Genomic DNA, 17,328 nt, shown 5'->3' with positions numbered 1-17,328 from the left:
TATAAAATCAAAAAAAAAGTTCGTTACTTTGTAGCGAATTTAGTTCATAAACTTATTAATACGTTATCACGAAAGGCAGAGGGATTAGACCCAATGAAGCTTTGGCAACCTCTTAGAAATGAGAAAGGTGCTACATTCTACAATCTATTTTGATGATTTGTCAAAACAGTAATTGACAGATAACAGCGAAAATTACCACTTTCCTGATGACATATGATAGAATAATAAAATATGTCAAACATATACAAAGCTTTACAAGAAAGAATTTTAGTTTTAGATGGTGCTATGGGTACTATGCTACAAGCTTATAAATTTACAGAAGAAGATTTTAGAGGAGAACGTTTTAAAGACTATCCAACACCATTACAAGGTAATAACGATTTGTTATCTATTACACAGCCAGAAGCTATAAAAACCATTCATGGAAAATATTTTGCAGCTGGTGCAGATATTATAGAAACTAACACTTTTTCTGGAACTACAATTGCAATGGCAGATTATCAAATGGAAGATTTAGTATACGAGCTAAATTATCAATCTGCAAAAATTGCCAAAGAAGTTGCTGATGAATTTACAGCCAAAGAACCACATAAACCACGTTTTGTAGCAGGTTCAATAGGCCCTACAAACAGAACTGCAAGTATGTCTCCAGATGTAAACGATCCTGGTTATAGAGCTGTAACTTTCGATGAATTAAGAATAGCTTATAAACAACAAACAGAAGCTTTAATGGATGGTGGAGCTGATATTTTATTAGTAGAAACTGTTTTTGATACCTTAAATGCAAAAGCAGCTTTATTTGCAATAGAACAAGTAAAAGAAGAAAGAAAAGTAGAGATACCTGTAATGCTTTCTGGTACAATAACAGATGCTTCTGGTAGAACTTTGTCTGGGCAAACTGCAGAAGCTTTTCTAATTTCTGTTTCTCATATTCCTCTACTTTCAGTAGGATTTAATTGTGCTTTAGGAGCCAGTTTATTACAGCCCCATTTAGAGGCAATTGCCAATAAAACAGATTTTGCCATTTCTGCACATCCTAATGCAGGTTTACCAAATGCTTTTGGTGAGTATGATGAAACTCCAGAAGAAATGGGAGAACAGATTGAAGAATATTTAAAAAAGAATTTAATTAATATTATTGGCGGTTGTTGTGGTACATCACCAGGTCATATTCGTGTAATTGCAGATATTGCAGCAAAATATAAACCAAGACATCATTCTGAATTTGTTTCAGAATTAAATTAAAAAGACCTTTTAGGATTTTTAAACCAGAAAGGTCTGTATTTTAGACTATGATTTTAGAAGTAGCTATCTTAAATATAAAACAAGGTCAATCTTCAGCTTTTGAAATTAATTTTCTTAAAGCAGAAAGTATCATTTCATCAATGAAAGGATACATTTCTCATCAACTAAAAAAATCTGTTAAAGAAGAAGATAAATACATTTTAGTAGTGAATTGGGAAACCTTAGAAGATCACGAAATTGGATTTAGAAAATCTGAAGAATATCAAAAATGGAAAGCTTTGTTGCATCATTTTTACGAACCTTTTCCAACAGTAGAACATTATAAGTAATGAAGATAAAACAAACAAAATATATGAAATTGTCTGGTTTAGAACCTTTAATTCTAAACGAAAACAGTAATTTCATCAATGTTGGTGAACGTACAAATGTGGCAGGTTCACGTAAGTTTTTGCGTTTAATTAAAGAAGAAAAATTTGATGAAGCTCTAGATATTGCAAGACATCAAGTAGATGGTGGTGCGCAAATTGTGGACATTAATATGGATGATGGACTTCTTGATGGTAAAGAAGCTATGGTTCGTTTTTTAAATTTAATTGCTGCAGAACCAGATATTTGTCGTGTACCAATGATGATTGATAGTTCTAAATGGGAAATCATTGAAGCTGGTTTGCAAGTTGTACAAGGTAAATGTGTTGTAAACTCAATCTCTTTAAAAGAAGGTGAAGACAAATTTATAAAAGAAGCTAAACTAATAAAAAAGTATGGAGCTGCTGTAATTGTTATGGCTTTTGATGAAGTTGGTCAAGCAGATAATTACAAACGTAGAATAGAAATTGCACAACGTTCTTATGATGTTTTAGTAAATAAAGTAGGTTTTCCATCAGAAGATATTATTTTCGATTTAAACATTTTTCCTGTAGCAACAGGAATGGATGAGCACAGAAAAAATGCAATCGATTTTATAGAAGCTACAAGATGGGTGCGTCAAAATTTAGAAAACGTTTCTGTAAGTGGAGGTGTAAGTAATGTTTCATTTTCGTTTAGAGGAAATAATGGAGTAAGAGAAGCAATGCATTCTGTTTTCTTGTATTACGCAATACAAGCAGGTATGAATATGGGAATTGTAAATCCAGCAATGTTAGAGGTTTATGATGATATTCCTAAAGATTTATTAGAACATATAGAAGATGTAATTTTAGATAGAAGAGATGATGCCACTGAACGTTTGTTAGATTTTGCAGAGACTGTAAAAGGAACAGCAAAAGAAAAAACAGTAGATTTATCTTGGAGAGAAAACCCTTTACAAGACAGAATTACACATGCTTTAGTAAAAGGAATTGATGCTTTTATTATAGAAGATGTAGAGCAAGCAAGACAAGAAGCTGAAAAACCAATTGAAGTTATTGAAGGTAATTTAATGATTGGGATGAATGTAGTTGGAGATTTATTTGGAGCAGGAAAAATGTTTTTACCTCAGGTTGTAAAATCTGCTAGGGTAATGAAAAAAGCGGTTGGTTATTTAAATCCGTTTATTGAGGCAGAAAAAGGAGAAGAACAAAAAGCGCTTGGAAAAATTTTAATGGCAACTGTTAAAGGTGATGTTCACGATATTGGTAAAAATATTGTAAGTGTTGTTTTAGGTTGTAATAATTATGAAATAGTAGATTTAGGTGTAATGGTACCACCTGAAAAAATTATAGAAGCTGCTAAAAGAGAGAATGTAGACGCTATTGGTTTAAGTGGATTAATTACACCTTCTTTAGATGAAATGGTGTATTTGGCCAAAGAAATGGAACGTCAAAATTTTGATTTACCATTGTTAATTGGTGGTGCAACAACATCTAAAGCACATACTGCTGTTAAAATTGATACACAATATAAAAATGCAGTGGTTCATGTAAATGATGCATCTAGAGCTGTAACAGTTGTTGGTGATTTGTTAAATAAGAAAACCAATAATGAGTACGTTGCAAAACTAAAGAAAGATTATGATGAATTTAGAACTAAGTTTTTAAAACGAGGTAAAGAAAAATCTTATATTTCTATTGATGAAGCTCGTAAACGTAAATACAAAATTGATTGGGAAACATCAGAAATTGTAAAGCCAAACCAATTAGGTATTCAGACTTTAGAGCAATTAAGTTTAAAAGAATTAGTGCCTTTTATAGATTGGAGTCCGTTTTTTAGAAGTTGGGATTTACATGGAAAATTTCCAGATATTTTAACGGATAAAGTAGTTGGTGAACAAGCAACAATTATGTTTGACGAAGCTAAAGTTATGATTGATGAAATTATAGCAAAACAACTCTTAAAACCAAAAGCAATTTTTGGTTTGTTCGAGGCAAACACAATTAATGAAGATGATATTTCTATTCAGAAAAAAGGAAAAGAAGTAGCTATTTTTAGAACTTTACGTCAGCAATTAAAGAAAAGAGAAGGGATACCAAATATTGCTTTATCAGATTTTGTGGCTCCAAAAGAAACTGGTAAAACAGATTATATGGGTGCATTTTGTGTAGGTATTTTTGGAGCACAAGAATTGGCTGAAAGTTATAAAGCCAAAGAAGATGATTATAATGCAATTATGGCACAAGCCATTGCAGATCGTTTTGCAGAAGCTTTTGCAGAATATTTGCACAAACAAATTAGAACAAAACATTGGGGTTATTCTGCTGATGAAGAATTAACTAATGACGATTTAATTAAAGAAAGTTATAAAGGTATTCGTCCTGCACCTGGTTATCCTGCGTGTCCAGATCATTTAGAAAAGGAAACAATTTGGGATTTATTAGATGTAGAAAATCAAATAGGAGTTACGTTAACCGAAAGTTTAGCAATGTGGCCAGCAGCTGCAGTTTCTGGTTATTATTTTGCCAATAAAGAAGCAAAATATTTTGGTTTAGGTAAAATTACTGATGATCAAGTTGAAGATTATTCAACTAGAAAAGGAATACCAAAAGAGAAAGCTAGAAAATGGTTGCATCCTAATTTGGCTAGTCAATAATATGCTTTAAGGTTTCTAATAAAAACGAAACTAGAAAAAGAAAGAAAATAAGCTGGCAAACAAGTTGCGTTAGCGATTGAAATGACATCCTTTTTTCTTTTTCAGAAAAAAGATATAATGTAAAGCGCGACCTAAAAGGAAACGCCCAAGAAATATAAAATGAAAGTAACAGACCATATTAAAAATGCAAACGGAAAAACTTTATTTTCTTTTGAAGTAATTCCGCCAAAAAAAGGAAAAAACATTCAAGATTTATACAACAATATAGATCCTTTAATGGAGTTTAATCCGCCTTTTATAGACGTAACAACCTCTAGAGAAGAATATGTTTATTTAGAGAAAGGAAATGGTTTGTTAGATAAAAGAAAAACCAGAATGCGTCCAGGTACTGTAGGTATTTGCGCATCTATAATGCATAAATATAAGGTAGATGCAATTCCGCATTTATTATGTGGTGGTTTTACAAAAGAAGAAACAGAATATGTTTTGGTAGATTGCCATTACTTGGGGTTAGATAATGTTATGGCTTTACGTGGAGATTCTATGAAAGACGAACCTTATTTTGTGCCAGTTAAAGGTGGTAATGCTTTTGCAAGTGATTTGGTTTCACAGATATCAGACTTAAATAAAGGTAAATATTTACATGATGATGTTGTTGTAGAGCATTATTCAGATTTTTGTGTAGGTGTTGCAGGTTATCCAGAAAAACATATGGAAGCACCATCTTTAGTGTCTGATTTAAGACGTTTAAAAGCAAAAGTAGATGCTGGTGCAGATTATGTAGTTACTCAAATGTTTTTTGATAACAATAAGTATTTTGAATTTGTAAAAGCAGCAAAAGAAATAGGAATTAACGTGCCAATTATACCAGGAATTAAACCTTTAGCTGTAAAAAGACATTTACAAATTTTACCCCAAGTTTTTAAAATTGATTTGCCTCAAGATTTAATTGATGCTGTAGATAATTGTAAAGATAATAAGGCTGTAAGACAAGTAGGTGTAGAGTTTGCCATACAACAATCTAAAGAATTGTTAGCAGCTGGTGTGCCTGTTTTACATTATTATTCTATGGGTAAAAGCGATAATATTCAAGCAATTGCTTCTGAGTTGTTTTAGGCTTAGTTTTTTATAATAAAACCATTTACTTCTTTAGCTATAATTTTTGCAGAACCTATTAATTTAGGTTTTAATAACTTGTATATAATAGTTTTGAATTTAAGAATTAAAAAAGTGAATCCAAAAACAGCGATAAGAATTAAATAGATTTTAATGTTTGTAGATTTATTAGCAATAACTATAACTAATGCAAGTAAAAAAAACACAAAGAGAAGAGTTTTAAATATCAATGAATAATTTGGGCTAGAATCCACAATTCTTAAATCTATAAATGATTCTGAATTTTTCTCATAAATTTTACCTTTAACACTAATTTGCGTACTGTAATTTGTGGTTCCATAAAAAGTATCGTCTTTTAATGAACCAACAAATTTGCCTCTAAAGAAAGTATGTTTTTCTTTAAAAAGTGCATTCATCTTACTCCTAACTTCAGATAAATTTGCATTTGTTTTTATTAGATAAGTTTCAGACTTTACTTCCATTTTTAATAGCAAAAAAATAAAAAAGCTAAGTTATTCCTTTTTGTAAGCATAAGCACAATTGATAGACAAATAGTAAAAAGCAATTTTTTAAAAAATGGTAAAGTAAATAAAATGTTTACTTTTGTGGTTTAAAAAAGAAATAACAATATAAAAAAATATAAAAATGGCATTAGAAATTACAGACGCAAATTTTGATGAAGTAGTATTAAAATCAGACAAACCAGTATTAGTAGATTTTTGGGCTGCTTGGTGTGGACCTTGTAGAATGGTTGGACCTATTGTAGATGAAATTCACGCAGAATACGAAGGTAAAGCTGTAGTTGGTAAAGTTGATGTTGATGCTAACCAAGAATTTGCTGCAAAATATGGTGTAAGAAATATACCAACTGTTTTAATCTTTAAAAACGGAGAAGTTGTAGATAAGCAAGTAGGTGTAGCACCAAAAAATGTTTATACAGGTAAAATTGATGCTGCTATTTAGTAGTTTATGTTTTATAATAGCATAAAGGTTTGGCTAACGTCAAACCTTTTTTTATTTTAGAACTTTTATATAATAAGCACAAAATACGATGTTATTTTGTGGTTAAATAAAATTATTTGAATGAATAAATACATCTTTTTTTTGTGCTTACTTTTTTTTATTTCTTGTGATAAAATTCAGGATAACACAAAAGATAATATAGAAACAGGAATTTCTCTTGAATTAGCAAAGTACAGAAAACAGCAAGTTTCTGATGTTGTTTATAATTTACATTTCAAGATACCAGAAGAAAAGCAAGCTGCAATAGCATCTAGATTAGAAATGCTTTTTACGGTAAACGATTTAAAACAAAATTTTCTTTTAGATTTTAACGAAGAAGCTACAAAACTTAAATCGCTAAATGTAAACGGAAAAACGGTTGAGCTAGATGCATTTAATGAGCATATTATTATTGATAAAACAAATCTAATTTTAGGTAATAATACACTTGAAATATCTTTTGATGCAGGTGAACAATCTTTGAATAGAAATGATGAGTTTTTATATACACTTTTAGTGCCTGATAGAGCAAGTACACTATTTCCTTGTTTAGATCAACCAGATATTAAAGCGAAATATAATTTAAGAATTACAGCGCCAAAAGACTGGAAAGTTTTGGCTGGAGCTTTCGAAGAAAGTGCTATTGAAGTTGATAATTTTATAGAGCATACTTTTGCAACTTCAGATTTAATGAGTACTTATTTATTTTCTTTTGTAGCAGGTAAGTTTACAGAAGAAACTAAGAACCCTGGTGCTTTTGATATGCGTTTTTTATACAGAGAAAACAGCAAAGAAAAGATTGATGAAAGTGTAGATAAAGTGTATAAAATACATCAAAACTCAATAGATTTTTTAGAAAAATATACTGATGAAAAATTCCCATATCAAAAAATGGATTTTGCTGCAATTCCGCCTTTTCAATATGGAGGAATGGAGCATGTAGGTGCAATTCAGTACAGACAATCTTCATTGTTTTTAGATAAAAATGCAACTCAAAATCAAAAGTTAAGTAGAGCAAAATTAATTGCTCACGAAACATCACACATGTGGTTTGGAGATTTGGTTACAATGCGTTGGTTTAACGATGTTTGGATGAAAGAAGTTTTTGCTAATTTTATGGCAGATAAAATTGTAAATCCTGTTTATCCAGAGATAAATCACACATTAAGTTTTATGATGTCTCATTATCCAAGTGCCTATTCAGAGGATAGAACAAAAGGTACAAACCCAATTCGTCAAAACTTAGACAATCTTAAAAACGCAGGTTCTTTATATGGTAGAATTATCTACAACAAAGCACCAATTATGATGCGTCAGTTAGAGAATTTGTTGGGTAAAGAAGCTTTTCAAGAAGGTATTCAAGATTATATAAAAACCTATAAAAACTCTAATGCAGATTGGGAGGAATTGGTTGCTATTTTAGATAAAAAATCTACAGATGATATTAAAACTTGGTCAGATGTTTGGGTAAATTCTTCAGGTAGACCCATTTTTACAGAAGAAATCGAATACAATTCTAGAGGTAATGTTACAAAATTTATCCTTCATCAAAATGCAGAAGATGGTTCAGATAAAATTTGGACACAATCTTTTAAAATACAATTAAGAGATGCAAGAGGTTTTATAAAGAACATCAACATAAAAAATATGGGCAAATCTTTTGATATTACAGAGGCTGCAAAAGGTTTTAAACCAGGGCAAATTTTGTACAATACAAACGGATTTGGTTATGGAGTTTTCCCTATTTATAAAGATGAAGTTTATACGTATAAAGATGTTAAAGATGAGGTTTCTAGAGGATATCAATTTATAAATTTATATGAGAATATGTTAATTGGAGAAATCGATCCAATTGAAGTATATAAGTTTTATTTAGAGGATGTCAGGGTAGAGGAAAATGAATTAATATTAAGTTACATTACCAATGGTTTAAATACAATTTTCTGGAAGTTTTTGAATGATAAACAAAGAGAAGATTGGTTATCAATTACAGAAAAAGTTCTAAAAGAAGCTTTGTCTAAAAACAAGCCTAAAAACATTAAGAAAATAGTTTATAATTTGTTAGCTAAAGTCGGTTATAATTCTTCTTCTCAAAAAACATTGTATGCGCTTTGGAGCAAAGAAGGCGAGGTTAAAAACCTCTTTTTAAATGAAAATGATTACACTGCTTTAGCAATGAAGTTGGCAATTTACGAGCATCCAAAATCAAAAGAAATATTAGAGCAACAATTAACAAGAATCTCAAATCCTGATAGAGCAAAACGATTTAGTTGGCTTTTACCATCTTTAGCGCCAAAATCTATAGATAGAGATCTTTTTATGGAATCTTTGCTATTAAAAGAAAACCGACAAAATGAATCTTGGGTATTAGCTGCTTTAAACAATATTCATCATCCTTTAAGACAAACTGCAGCATCTAAACATTTAAGACCAATGTTGGCAAAACTAGAAGAAGTACAGCTTACAGGTGATATTTTCTTTCCTAAAAGATGGTTAACATCGTCATTTGGCCATTATTCATCCATAGAAGCAAATGATATTGTAGAAGAATTTAGAAGAGAAAACCCTAATTATAATCCTGTTTTAATCAATAAATTATTACAAAGTACAGATGATAGTTTTAAAGCAGAAAAAATTAGAAAAGTAGAATGAAGCTCTCTGAAGTAAAATCATCAGAAATTAAAAATCTAGACTTGTTAGCAAAACAAGTAGTAGAAGGTTTTATTACTGGAATTCATAAAAGTCCGTTTCATGGATTTTCTGTAGAGTTTTCTGAGCATAAATTATACAATAAAGGTGAGAGTACACGACATATAGATTGGAAATTATTTGCGAAAACAGAAAAGCTCTACACCAAAAAATACGAAGAGGAAACCAATTTAAGATGCCATATTATTATTGATAATTCTGCTTCTATGCATTATCCAATTATAAAAAAGCAGACAGTTAATCAACTAAATAAAGTAGGTTTTTCAGCAATTGCTGCAGCTTCTTTAATGGAAATTCTAAAAAGACAAAGAGATGCAGTGGGTTTAAGTATTTATTCTGATAAATACGAATATTACGCACCAGAAAAAGGAAGTGAGCGTCATAGAAAAATGTTATTGAATCAATTAGAGCAATTGTTAGTTTCAAGTTCTAAATCAAATACAGAAACCTATAAATATTTACATGAGATTGCAGAAAAAATTCACAGAAGATCTTTAATTTTTCTTTTTACTGATATGTTTCAGACTTCTAAAGAAGATGAAGCACTTTTTGATGCATTAAGGCATTTAAAATATAATAAACACGAAGTAGTTTTGTTTCATACTTACGATGAAAAAACAGAAATTGGATTTAATTTTGATAATTCACCAAAGAAATTTGTAGATGTAGAAACTGGAGCAGAAATAAATGTTTTTGCAGAGAATGTACAAGGAAAATATAAAGAATTAGCTCAATTGTATTTCAAAGATTTGAAAAATAAGTGTTTACAATATAAAATTGATTATGTTCCTTTAGATATTAACAAAGGTTACAATGATGTTTTAACAACTTATTTACTACAAAGAAAAAAAAATAAATAATTTTTTCATTTTATGTTTGCAGATCTAAAAAACTGTGTTATATTTGCAACCGCTAAAAGCAACGGTCTGGTAGTTCAGCTGGTTAGAATACCTGCCTGTCACGCAGGGGGTCGCGGGTTCGAGTCCCGTCCAGACCGCTTTAAAAGTCCTTAACAATCTAATAAATAGAGAGTTAAGGACTTTTTGTTTTTAAGAGTGGCAACATAAATGGCAACATTAGTTTAAAAACTTACATTTTAGCCTCTAAAATCTCCTTTTTTCTGTATTTAATTAATTAATAAAAATTAATTTTTAATTCTATCTATTATTGCAGTCGATTTTTAGTTAACTGAATTAAACTGATTTGATTAATCAAGTTTTTTTCAAAGTTTAGTTTTCTTTTTAGCGTTTCTAAAACAAATCTGATTTTTAAAATATAGAAGTGTTTTTATAACGGTAAAAAGGGGTTAATAGAGAATAGGGGTAATTATAGAATTGTATATGTTTTAACCAATATAATAAGTAGTTAATTTATATACATTTTAAATCATTAATGATTTGTATTGATTCTCTATTAAATTGCTTATTTGGTGGTGGGTGTTTGCTCCATATTCTAAAGACAAAGTTTGTAGTGATTTCTTTTGTCTATTTCTTTCTTGACTGGTTAAGTTTAACCAAAAGTTTTGATTTTGATATTCTAAAGATTTGCTTTTATAAAGTGGTCTTAATTGGCTTTTATTAATTGTAAAATCATAGAGTAGTACTTTGCTCCATTGTTCTAAAAGAATGGCTAAAAGTTGATGGTGGAGGTCTTTATTTTGTAGGTCTTTTAGAGTATGTAAACCTATTTTATTTAAGTCTATCATTTTTTTATATTTCAGCTCTACTCTTAAGATATTGTCTGGTCTATTAAAATGTTTGCCTTTGTTGTAAACTTTAACCCAATAGCGTTGATGTTTGGTAACTTTATAATCAAAATTATAGGGTTTTAAGAACTCTTTTTGGTTATGGGTAAGTAAGTTGTTGGTTATGTTAGTAACGTTATAAGGTAGCTTTAAATTGACCCCAAACTCTATATTTTGTAATCTAAAGTGATACAATTCTATCTCTAATAAATTGGCAACCTCATCTAGTGTATTTATTAAATTGGTAAATGTAAAATTGTTGTAATTGTGTATGCCGTCATTATAGAAATAATGGATACTACCAGTTAAAATGACAATCTTATTTTTAATGATGGTAATTGTTAAATTTTTATACTCTAGTATCAATTTAGAACATTCGCCCTCGTCTTTGTCTATGTATGTTTCAGACTTTTGTTTGAAACGTTTATCACTAATTAATTTAGGTATATCAACATTTAACAATCTGGCTTTTATAAAGTCAACTGGCATTATTGACTTAATTTTTTGTCAATAGCTTGTCTGGTGTATAAAACTCTATTGCCAATGTAAAGAGGTTCTAAAATTCCGCTTTTGCTCCAATTGTCTAAAGTACCAATTGAAACTCCTAAAAGTTTACTGGTTTCTTTTTTGCTTAAATATTCTGTTTTGGTGGTGGGTTGTAAATGATTTAAGAGTATTTCAAACTTACTATCAAAAATGTCATTTACTAATGTTGTTAACTCTTCTGGTGTTACTTGTATTAATTTCATATCAAACGTATTTTTTATTGTTTGATACAAATAATGTGAGGGTCTAAAAAGGGGTCGTATAATTTTGACCCCTTTGTTATAATTCTATTTTATTTCGATATAAAAAGTCTTTTACTTCTGCTTTGTCTTTTTCTGTAATACCTTTCTTATAAGAGTTGCCAATTAGCTTTTTGGCATTATCTGGACTAATACCCATTATAGATGCTAATACCTTATATTTTGAACCTTGAATGTCTGTTTTTAGTTGGTGTATGGAAGTTTCTACGCCTAGTAGTTTAAAAAGGTAAAACCGTTGTAATAGATTAAATTTAGGTATATCTTTTATTGATAAATCTGGGATTTCTATTTGTTTCTCTTCTTTTGGTTCTGATTTCTGAAAGTGTTTGTTGAAAATATCTTCAAAAATTGTAGGGTTTTGTAGTATGATTTGCCAAGCTCTATAAAACTCTCCACCATCTTTGCCCAAAAAAAAATAATCTTTTAAAGTGGCTGTAAAAAGTACTTTGCCTTTATAATCATTTTCAAAGTCAAGCATTTCGTCCATATTGGCTATGTAAAGTGATGGAAGTTGACCACGATTATGCTCTGGAGTAAATGAATGGATTTTAGAAAATATCTGATAAGCAGTTTCTTTGTTGCTAATAGTAAATAGTGATTTATCGGTTTTTAAAGTTGATTCATATTCTGAATATCCTTTATGAAACCCTTTTCCATATTCAACCAAATAAGGTGCAATGGTTTCAATATCAAGTATGGTATTGGTTTCGTCAATTATCTTTTTTTGCTTTAAATATCGTTTAAGTTCTATATGGTTTCTCTCTAATAAATAAAACTCGATATTATCATAAGAATGAGAAGAGCTAAAAGGTTTTATTTCGCAAAGCTCCCTATTTAAAAAAGTTAGTTGGTAGAAATATTCTTTTATATTGTCTGGTATTGCGTGAATATTTATGTCTTCATATAAACTTTTGATAGTTTGTTTCATAATTACTCAATTTCAATACTATCAATTTCTTGCATTATTCTATTTGTTTCTGATAGGGCAACAATTATTTTTTGATAGTGTAAAATGTCTTCAAAAGTTAACTCTCTGCCTTTTCTATCTTTTAACCATTTTTGTGCAGGTTGATACCCTCCAATATAGAACTCCCAAGCCACTAAAGGCACGTTGTTAAAATATTGATTATCATTTATCCAAACTTTGCCTAAAGTATCTGAAATAGGCTCGTAACCAATATCGGTTTTGGTTAATTTTCTAGTAATTATATTGTCTCCAGTTTCTGGGTAACTGGTTATGTAATTTTCTACGGTTTCACTTTCTAGTAAATGGACTTCTCTAATTTCTTTGCCTAATTTTACCAACTGCCAAAAAGTAGTTTGTTCTTTTGGGTATGGCACTCTAGGAAAATCTATTTTTAAAAATTCTTTGTATTTTTCTCTATAACTAGGGCTGTGCAATACTGCATAGATATAATCTAAAATGTCAATAGGAGCAAAGGTGTTTGAGGTTTGCTCTTTCTCATTAGTAAAGGTTAATTCTAATTTTTTACTAATCTCTTTTACTATCTCTAAGTTGAGGTTTGGTATTCTTTCTGGGGTGTCTTCTGTGGTTTGTTGGTTGGTTTTTTCTGGGTAAAGGTATAAAGGAAAAACGCAACCTGTTCCAAATAGTTTTGCACTTGCTGTAAAATTTCCTTCGATTATTTTATTTGTTATAAAATTATGCCTGTATGTTTGAGTTGTTTGTCTAGGTATTATTAAACCAATATTTGGTTGTAATAAATGTTGCATAACTTCAAATCTTGAACGTCCAATAAAACCTCCAGATTTCTTTGTTATAATTGTTTCTCTTACATCAAAAGGGCGATAGTTTATTTTAGTCTTTTGAAATGTATCTTTTAAAATACTTTCTTTTGCCTTAAAAAAAGTCCATCCACTAGAATCTTTTTTTTCTGGATAAGTTGCTTTTAAGTTTTCTACAGTTTCATTTTGAAAATCACTTATAATGTTTTGTAATTGCTTTTCTTGAAATTGGATAGCTAAAGCGTCGCATTTGGTTTCGACTCCATTTGAATTTAGGTTAAGTAAATAATTAACTTTCAGTCCTTTATTGTATTTTTCTTCTGCTTCAAAATCTTTAGGTACAAAAAAGTAGTAAGGCTTTTTATTTTCTAGTTTTTCCCATTTAATCGTTTTAGGTTTTAAGTTGTTTAAATCTTCATATTTAGAATTTCTCTTACCAAATAATTCAGAATGAAAAATTTGTCCTAGTTCTTTCTTCTTTTTTATACCAGTTTTTACAAAGATGTTTATAGAAACTCCTTGCATAATATCAAATACATTTTGGTCTGCACTTCCATCTGGTGCAGTTTCTTTTTTCTTTGCGTTTCCGTGTAAATCTAAAATATAAACCTTATCAAAAGTTTCTAAAATGTTTTTACGCATTTGCCTATGCGTTATACCATCAATAAAACTATTATTAGAAATATAGGCTAAAATTCCAGTTCCGTTTTTCTCTATATAATGTTGTCCATAACGTATAAATTTAATGTAATCGTCGTCTAAATTTATTTTACGTTCATTGAGGTTTTTCTTATAATCAACTAAAAGATTTTGTATCCAGTCGCCTTTATTTGTACTGCTAACTGCATAAGGAGGGTTTCCAATAATACACATAACTGGTGTATCTCTTTTAATATGGTTTGCCTCGTTTGCTTCACTACTTAACCAATTGGCAAATAGTGTGCCTGTGTCTGGGTGGTACTCTTCTAAGCTATTGGTTAAATATATTTTTGTACGTTGGTTTCTGGTGGCTTTAAAGCCTGTTTCTTTTAATAGTAAATCTATTTGTAAGTGTGCCATTGCATAAGATGCCATTAACAACTCAAAACCGTTTAAACGAGGTAGCAAGTTGTTTTCTGCATAACTGCTCCAAATACCCTCTTGTCCTTTAAATTTTTTATGTACGTGCTTTATAACCTCTGCTAAAAACGTTCCTGTGCCTGTGGCTGGGTCTAGTATTTGTACTTTATGAAATTCTTTGTCAACCTCTTTATATCCGCTTTTAAAATTCTTATTAGGTATATCTGTTTTTACTCTTACTTTGGTTTTAGAGCTATCTGCCAAACCCTGTGGTAAACCAAACTCGGTTTTTAAAATATCGTCAACCGCTCTAACAATAAAATTAACAACTGGAGCAGGGGTGTACCATACTCCTCTGGCTTTTCTAAGTTTGGGGTCGTATTCTGCTAAAAAGGTTTCGTAAAAATGAATGATAGGGTCTTCCATCTTTGTAGATTTCCCGTAGTTTTTTAAAATGTCTTCTACATTACAAGCCAAAAAGATTTCTGCTAAATTGTCTACTATCCATTTTATACGGTCGTCTATGTCTGCACCTGCTATGTAACCAAATAACTTTCTTAAAAAAGGGTTCGATTTTGGTATTAATTCTGATGCCTCTTGTCTGGTAAATGTATCTAAAGTAGGGTCGTGCAAACGTGCTGCAAATAAGCCATAAGCTATGGTTTGAGCGTAAACATCTGCAAAACCTTTGGGAGTTATATCGTGAATTAATATCTCTTTAAAAGCCATCATTTGCTCTCTAAGTGTACTATTCTCTAGGTTTTCTACATCACTATTTAAAGCCTTTTCTATAACGTCTGATAATAAACGAGCTTTACCTGCCATCATTTCTGCCAAACGTTTAGAACTCTTTATGGTTTGCCCTATATGGGTGGCAAAATCTTTAATTAAATTGGTAAACGTTGCAAAGTTTTGGGGTAGTGGTTTTATTTGATTTTCTACAACCTCTGCAATAGCTATTTTGGTAATAAATTCGCCATCTTGATAGATGTGAAAATCGATATAATCAGTAAAAATAAGATTGGTTAAACTGGCTTTATATCTGGTAAACTGTTCTTTGTTTCCTGTTCTCTTTTTACCCTCTAAATCTTTGTCGCCTATGTCTTTGGCTTCAATAAAACCAATAGGAATATCTTTTTTAGTAAGTATATAATCTGGTGCGCCACATTTTTGTCGTTTTGGTTCGTTGGTGGCTCTTACTTCTGGTAAAAGCGTTTCTAGAAGTTGTTGTAAGTCTCCTCTAAAGGTGTGTTCTGTGGCATTGCCTAAAGTATAACGTTGGTTGAGGTTGTCAATATAGCTATCTATTGTCATTTGTTCTTTTTCAATTTGTAGCTTTAAAAGTACAAAAGTAAAACAGATAACCTATGTTTTAGACAACTTTTAAACTTGATTTTGGTTTAAAAAAGGCACTTTCTGCAATCTTTATGGCTCTTTCATCTTTAGAGACTTTAATATAATTTAAAAAGGTTTTTTCTGATTGATGTCCACTAATTGCCATAATATCTAAAGTGTTCATTCCAGATAAATAGGCATTGGTGCAAAAAGAACGTCTGGCAGTATGGTTTTTAATTAACTCATTTTTAGCAGTCATTTTAGTAATTACTTTGCCTCCTTTGGTTTTTTTGGTGGTTATGATTTCGTCTATTTTTGCTTTGCCTCCAATAATTTCTAGACAATCATTAATTTTTTGATTTGGCATTTTGTTTGGAGGGTTTCCGTTTCTTTTTTTAAGGATTTTTTCTACTTCTGGGTGTATTGGAATGGGTAAATAGGTGTTTGTTTTTTGTTGATATAACCTAAAAACTCTTACTCCTTTATGTTCGTGAATATTGTCTTTAGTTAAACCGTTAAAATCTGAAACTCTTAAACCAGTATATGCACCTATAATAAATAAGTCTCTGGCATTGTCTAGTTGTTCGTTTTCTGATAAGTCTAGTTTTATAATGTCTTTAAGTTCTTTTTCGTTGAGGTAAATTTGTTCTGATTTTTCAGTAGGTTTTACAAAGTGTTTAGATTTGTATGATAAGTTTATGTTTACGCCTCTTTCTGTGGCTTCATTCATAAATACTTTAATCACTTTAAAATATTTGCCAATAGTATTTAAAGCATAGTCTTTGTCTTCTAAATAGTCTTTAAATGCATAGTAAAAATCTAAGTTGATGGTGTTAAATGTAATTTTATATTTTTCTTTAGTTTCAAAATCTTTAATATGGTCTAAAACCGTTTGATAATCTTGAATAGTTCTTAAAGAAATAGGTTTACCAGTTTTTTCTATAATTCTGCCTTTAGACTGCTCTTTAAAGCGTTCTAAAAATGGATAAAAAGAGTTATCTACTTTTTTTTGAGGTTTTGATTTATTTTGATATTTTTTTATTTCTTCTTTAAGGGTGTTTTTAATAGTATCGTTTTCTAGTTTTTTGGCTTTTAGTTCGTCTATAGTGTCTAAAACAAAACTTTCAAACTCTCTAAGCCATTTGTTAACCTCTTTTCTTTTTTTAGTTATTTCTGCAATGGGTCTAATTTCTTGTTTTTCATCATTCCAATATTTAGGAATGATACTAAAAGAAGTACCTCCTCTTATTCTATTGCCTCTGCTTATGCTTATGTAATAGTTTATAGGGGTTTCTATTTTAGATTTAAGGTCTTTTAAATTAAAATTGATAGTTGCCATTTTTTTCTTTTTGAAGTCTATGTAAATGTAGTTTATTCTTTAAAGAGTGGCAACATAAGTGGCAACATATTTTGTGTTCGTTTGTATATTATTGTTTTTAGTTATTTGTTAAGTGTTAATATGATTAGGTTTTTGGCTTGTTATTGTTGGAATGTTGAATAATTGGAAATATAAACTGTAGTCCCGTCCAGACCGCAAAAAGCTCTTCATTTTTTGAAGAGCT

Annotated in this window: 13 protein-coding genes, 1 tRNA gene and 1 riboswitch; of the genes, 8 read left to right on the top strand and 6 right to left on the bottom strand. The window is 30.1% G+C overall.

Going from position 1 to position 17,328, the window contains the following annotated elements:
- Positions 1 to 60: 60 nt before the first annotated feature.
- Positions 61 to 186, top strand: a riboswitch (SAM riboswitch).
- A gap of 45 nt (positions 187 to 231) precedes the next feature.
- The 4 genes from KO506_RS03945 (at position 232) to metF (ending at position 5,365) form a co-directional block, all read left to right on the top strand.
- Positions 232 to 1,245 carry a homocysteine S-methyltransferase family protein gene (locus KO506_RS03945; protein WP_215993590.1) on the top strand — a complete coding sequence of 338 codons (1,014 nt, stop codon included), beginning with the start codon at positions 232 to 234 and terminating at the stop codon, positions 1,243 to 1,245.
- 47 nt (positions 1,246 to 1,292) lie between these two features.
- On the top strand, positions 1,293 to 1,574 hold the full coding sequence (locus KO506_RS03940) for an antibiotic biosynthesis monooxygenase family protein (protein WP_215993589.1): 282 nt from the start codon (positions 1,293 to 1,295) through the stop codon (positions 1,572 to 1,574).
- Complete coding sequence (metH, locus tag KO506_RS03935; RefSeq protein WP_215993588.1) at positions 1,574 to 4,249, top strand: methionine synthase; 2,676 nt, start codon at positions 1,574 to 1,576, stop codon at positions 4,247 to 4,249. The genes KO506_RS03940 and metH overlap by 1 nt, the downstream gene beginning before the upstream one ends.
- A 159-nt stretch (positions 4,250 to 4,408) precedes the next feature.
- Entirely contained in the window at positions 4,409 to 5,365 is a 957-nt protein-coding gene (metF, locus tag KO506_RS03930; RefSeq protein WP_215993587.1) for a methylenetetrahydrofolate reductase [NAD(P)H], read from the top strand.
- A 2-nt stretch (positions 5,366 to 5,367) separates the two neighbouring features.
- Here metF and KO506_RS03925 read toward each other — a convergent pair whose 3' ends face one another.
- Entirely contained in the window at positions 5,368 to 5,847 is a 480-nt protein-coding gene (locus KO506_RS03925) for a hypothetical protein (RefSeq protein ID WP_215993586.1), read from the bottom strand.
- A 163-nt stretch (positions 5,848 to 6,010) separates the two neighbouring features.
- On the opposite strand from KO506_RS03925, the gene trxA reads away from it, so the two are divergent.
- The 4 genes from trxA (at position 6,011) to KO506_RS03905 (ending at position 10,073) form a co-directional block, all read left to right on the top strand.
- Positions 6,011 to 6,328: a thioredoxin gene (gene trxA / locus KO506_RS03920; RefSeq protein ID WP_215993585.1), complete on the top strand. Its 318-nt coding sequence runs from the start codon at positions 6,011 to 6,013 to the stop codon at positions 6,326 to 6,328.
- Between the two features lie 120 nt (positions 6,329 to 6,448).
- Positions 6,449 to 9,019, top strand: a complete 2,571-nt coding sequence (locus KO506_RS03915; RefSeq protein ID WP_215993584.1) for a M1 family metallopeptidase — start codon at positions 6,449 to 6,451, stop codon at positions 9,017 to 9,019.
- On the top strand, positions 9,016 to 9,936 hold the full coding sequence (locus tag KO506_RS03910; RefSeq protein ID WP_215993583.1) for a DUF58 domain-containing protein: 921 nt from the start codon (positions 9,016 to 9,018) through the stop codon (positions 9,934 to 9,936). Before KO506_RS03915 ends, KO506_RS03910 begins: the two co-directional genes overlap by 4 nt.
- 63 nt (positions 9,937 to 9,999) lie before the next feature.
- Positions 10,000 to 10,073 (top strand) — tRNA-Asp (locus KO506_RS03905).
- Between the two features lie 384 nt (positions 10,074 to 10,457).
- Here the strand turns inward: KO506_RS03905 and KO506_RS03900 are convergent.
- The 5 genes from KO506_RS03900 to KO506_RS03880 form a co-directional block, all read right to left on the bottom strand.
- Positions 10,458 to 11,309, bottom strand: a complete 852-nt coding sequence (locus tag KO506_RS03900; protein WP_215993582.1) for a hypothetical protein — start codon at positions 11,307 to 11,309, stop codon at positions 10,458 to 10,460.
- A complete protein-coding gene (locus KO506_RS03895; RefSeq protein ID WP_215993581.1) occupies positions 11,309 to 11,569 on the bottom strand; it encodes a helix-turn-helix domain-containing protein in 261 nt (86 codons plus the stop codon). The genes KO506_RS03900 and KO506_RS03895 overlap by 1 nt, the downstream gene beginning before the upstream one ends.
- A 76-nt stretch (positions 11,570 to 11,645) precedes the next feature.
- Positions 11,646 to 12,554, bottom strand: coding sequence for a hypothetical protein (locus KO506_RS03890; RefSeq protein ID WP_215993580.1), 909 nt, complete (start codon positions 12,552 to 12,554; stop codon positions 11,646 to 11,648).
- A gap of 2 nt (positions 12,555 to 12,556) precedes the next feature.
- Positions 12,557 to 15,745, bottom strand: coding sequence for a type ISP restriction/modification enzyme (locus tag KO506_RS03885; protein WP_215993579.1), 3,189 nt, complete (start codon positions 15,743 to 15,745; stop codon positions 12,557 to 12,559).
- 58 nt (positions 15,746 to 15,803) lie between these two features.
- Complete coding sequence (locus KO506_RS03880) at positions 15,804 to 17,105, bottom strand: tyrosine-type recombinase/integrase (RefSeq protein ID WP_215993578.1); 1,302 nt, start codon at positions 17,103 to 17,105, stop codon at positions 15,804 to 15,806.
- Between the last annotated feature and the right edge of the window lie 223 nt (positions 17,106 to 17,328).

The sequence above is a fragment of the Polaribacter vadi genome (assembly GCF_018861005.1).
Lineage (GTDB): Bacteria > Bacteroidota > Bacteroidia > Flavobacteriales > Flavobacteriaceae > Polaribacter > Polaribacter vadi_A.
The sequence above is the reverse complement of the archived record's forward strand: the minus strand, read 5'-3'. Positions and strand labels throughout refer to the sequence as shown.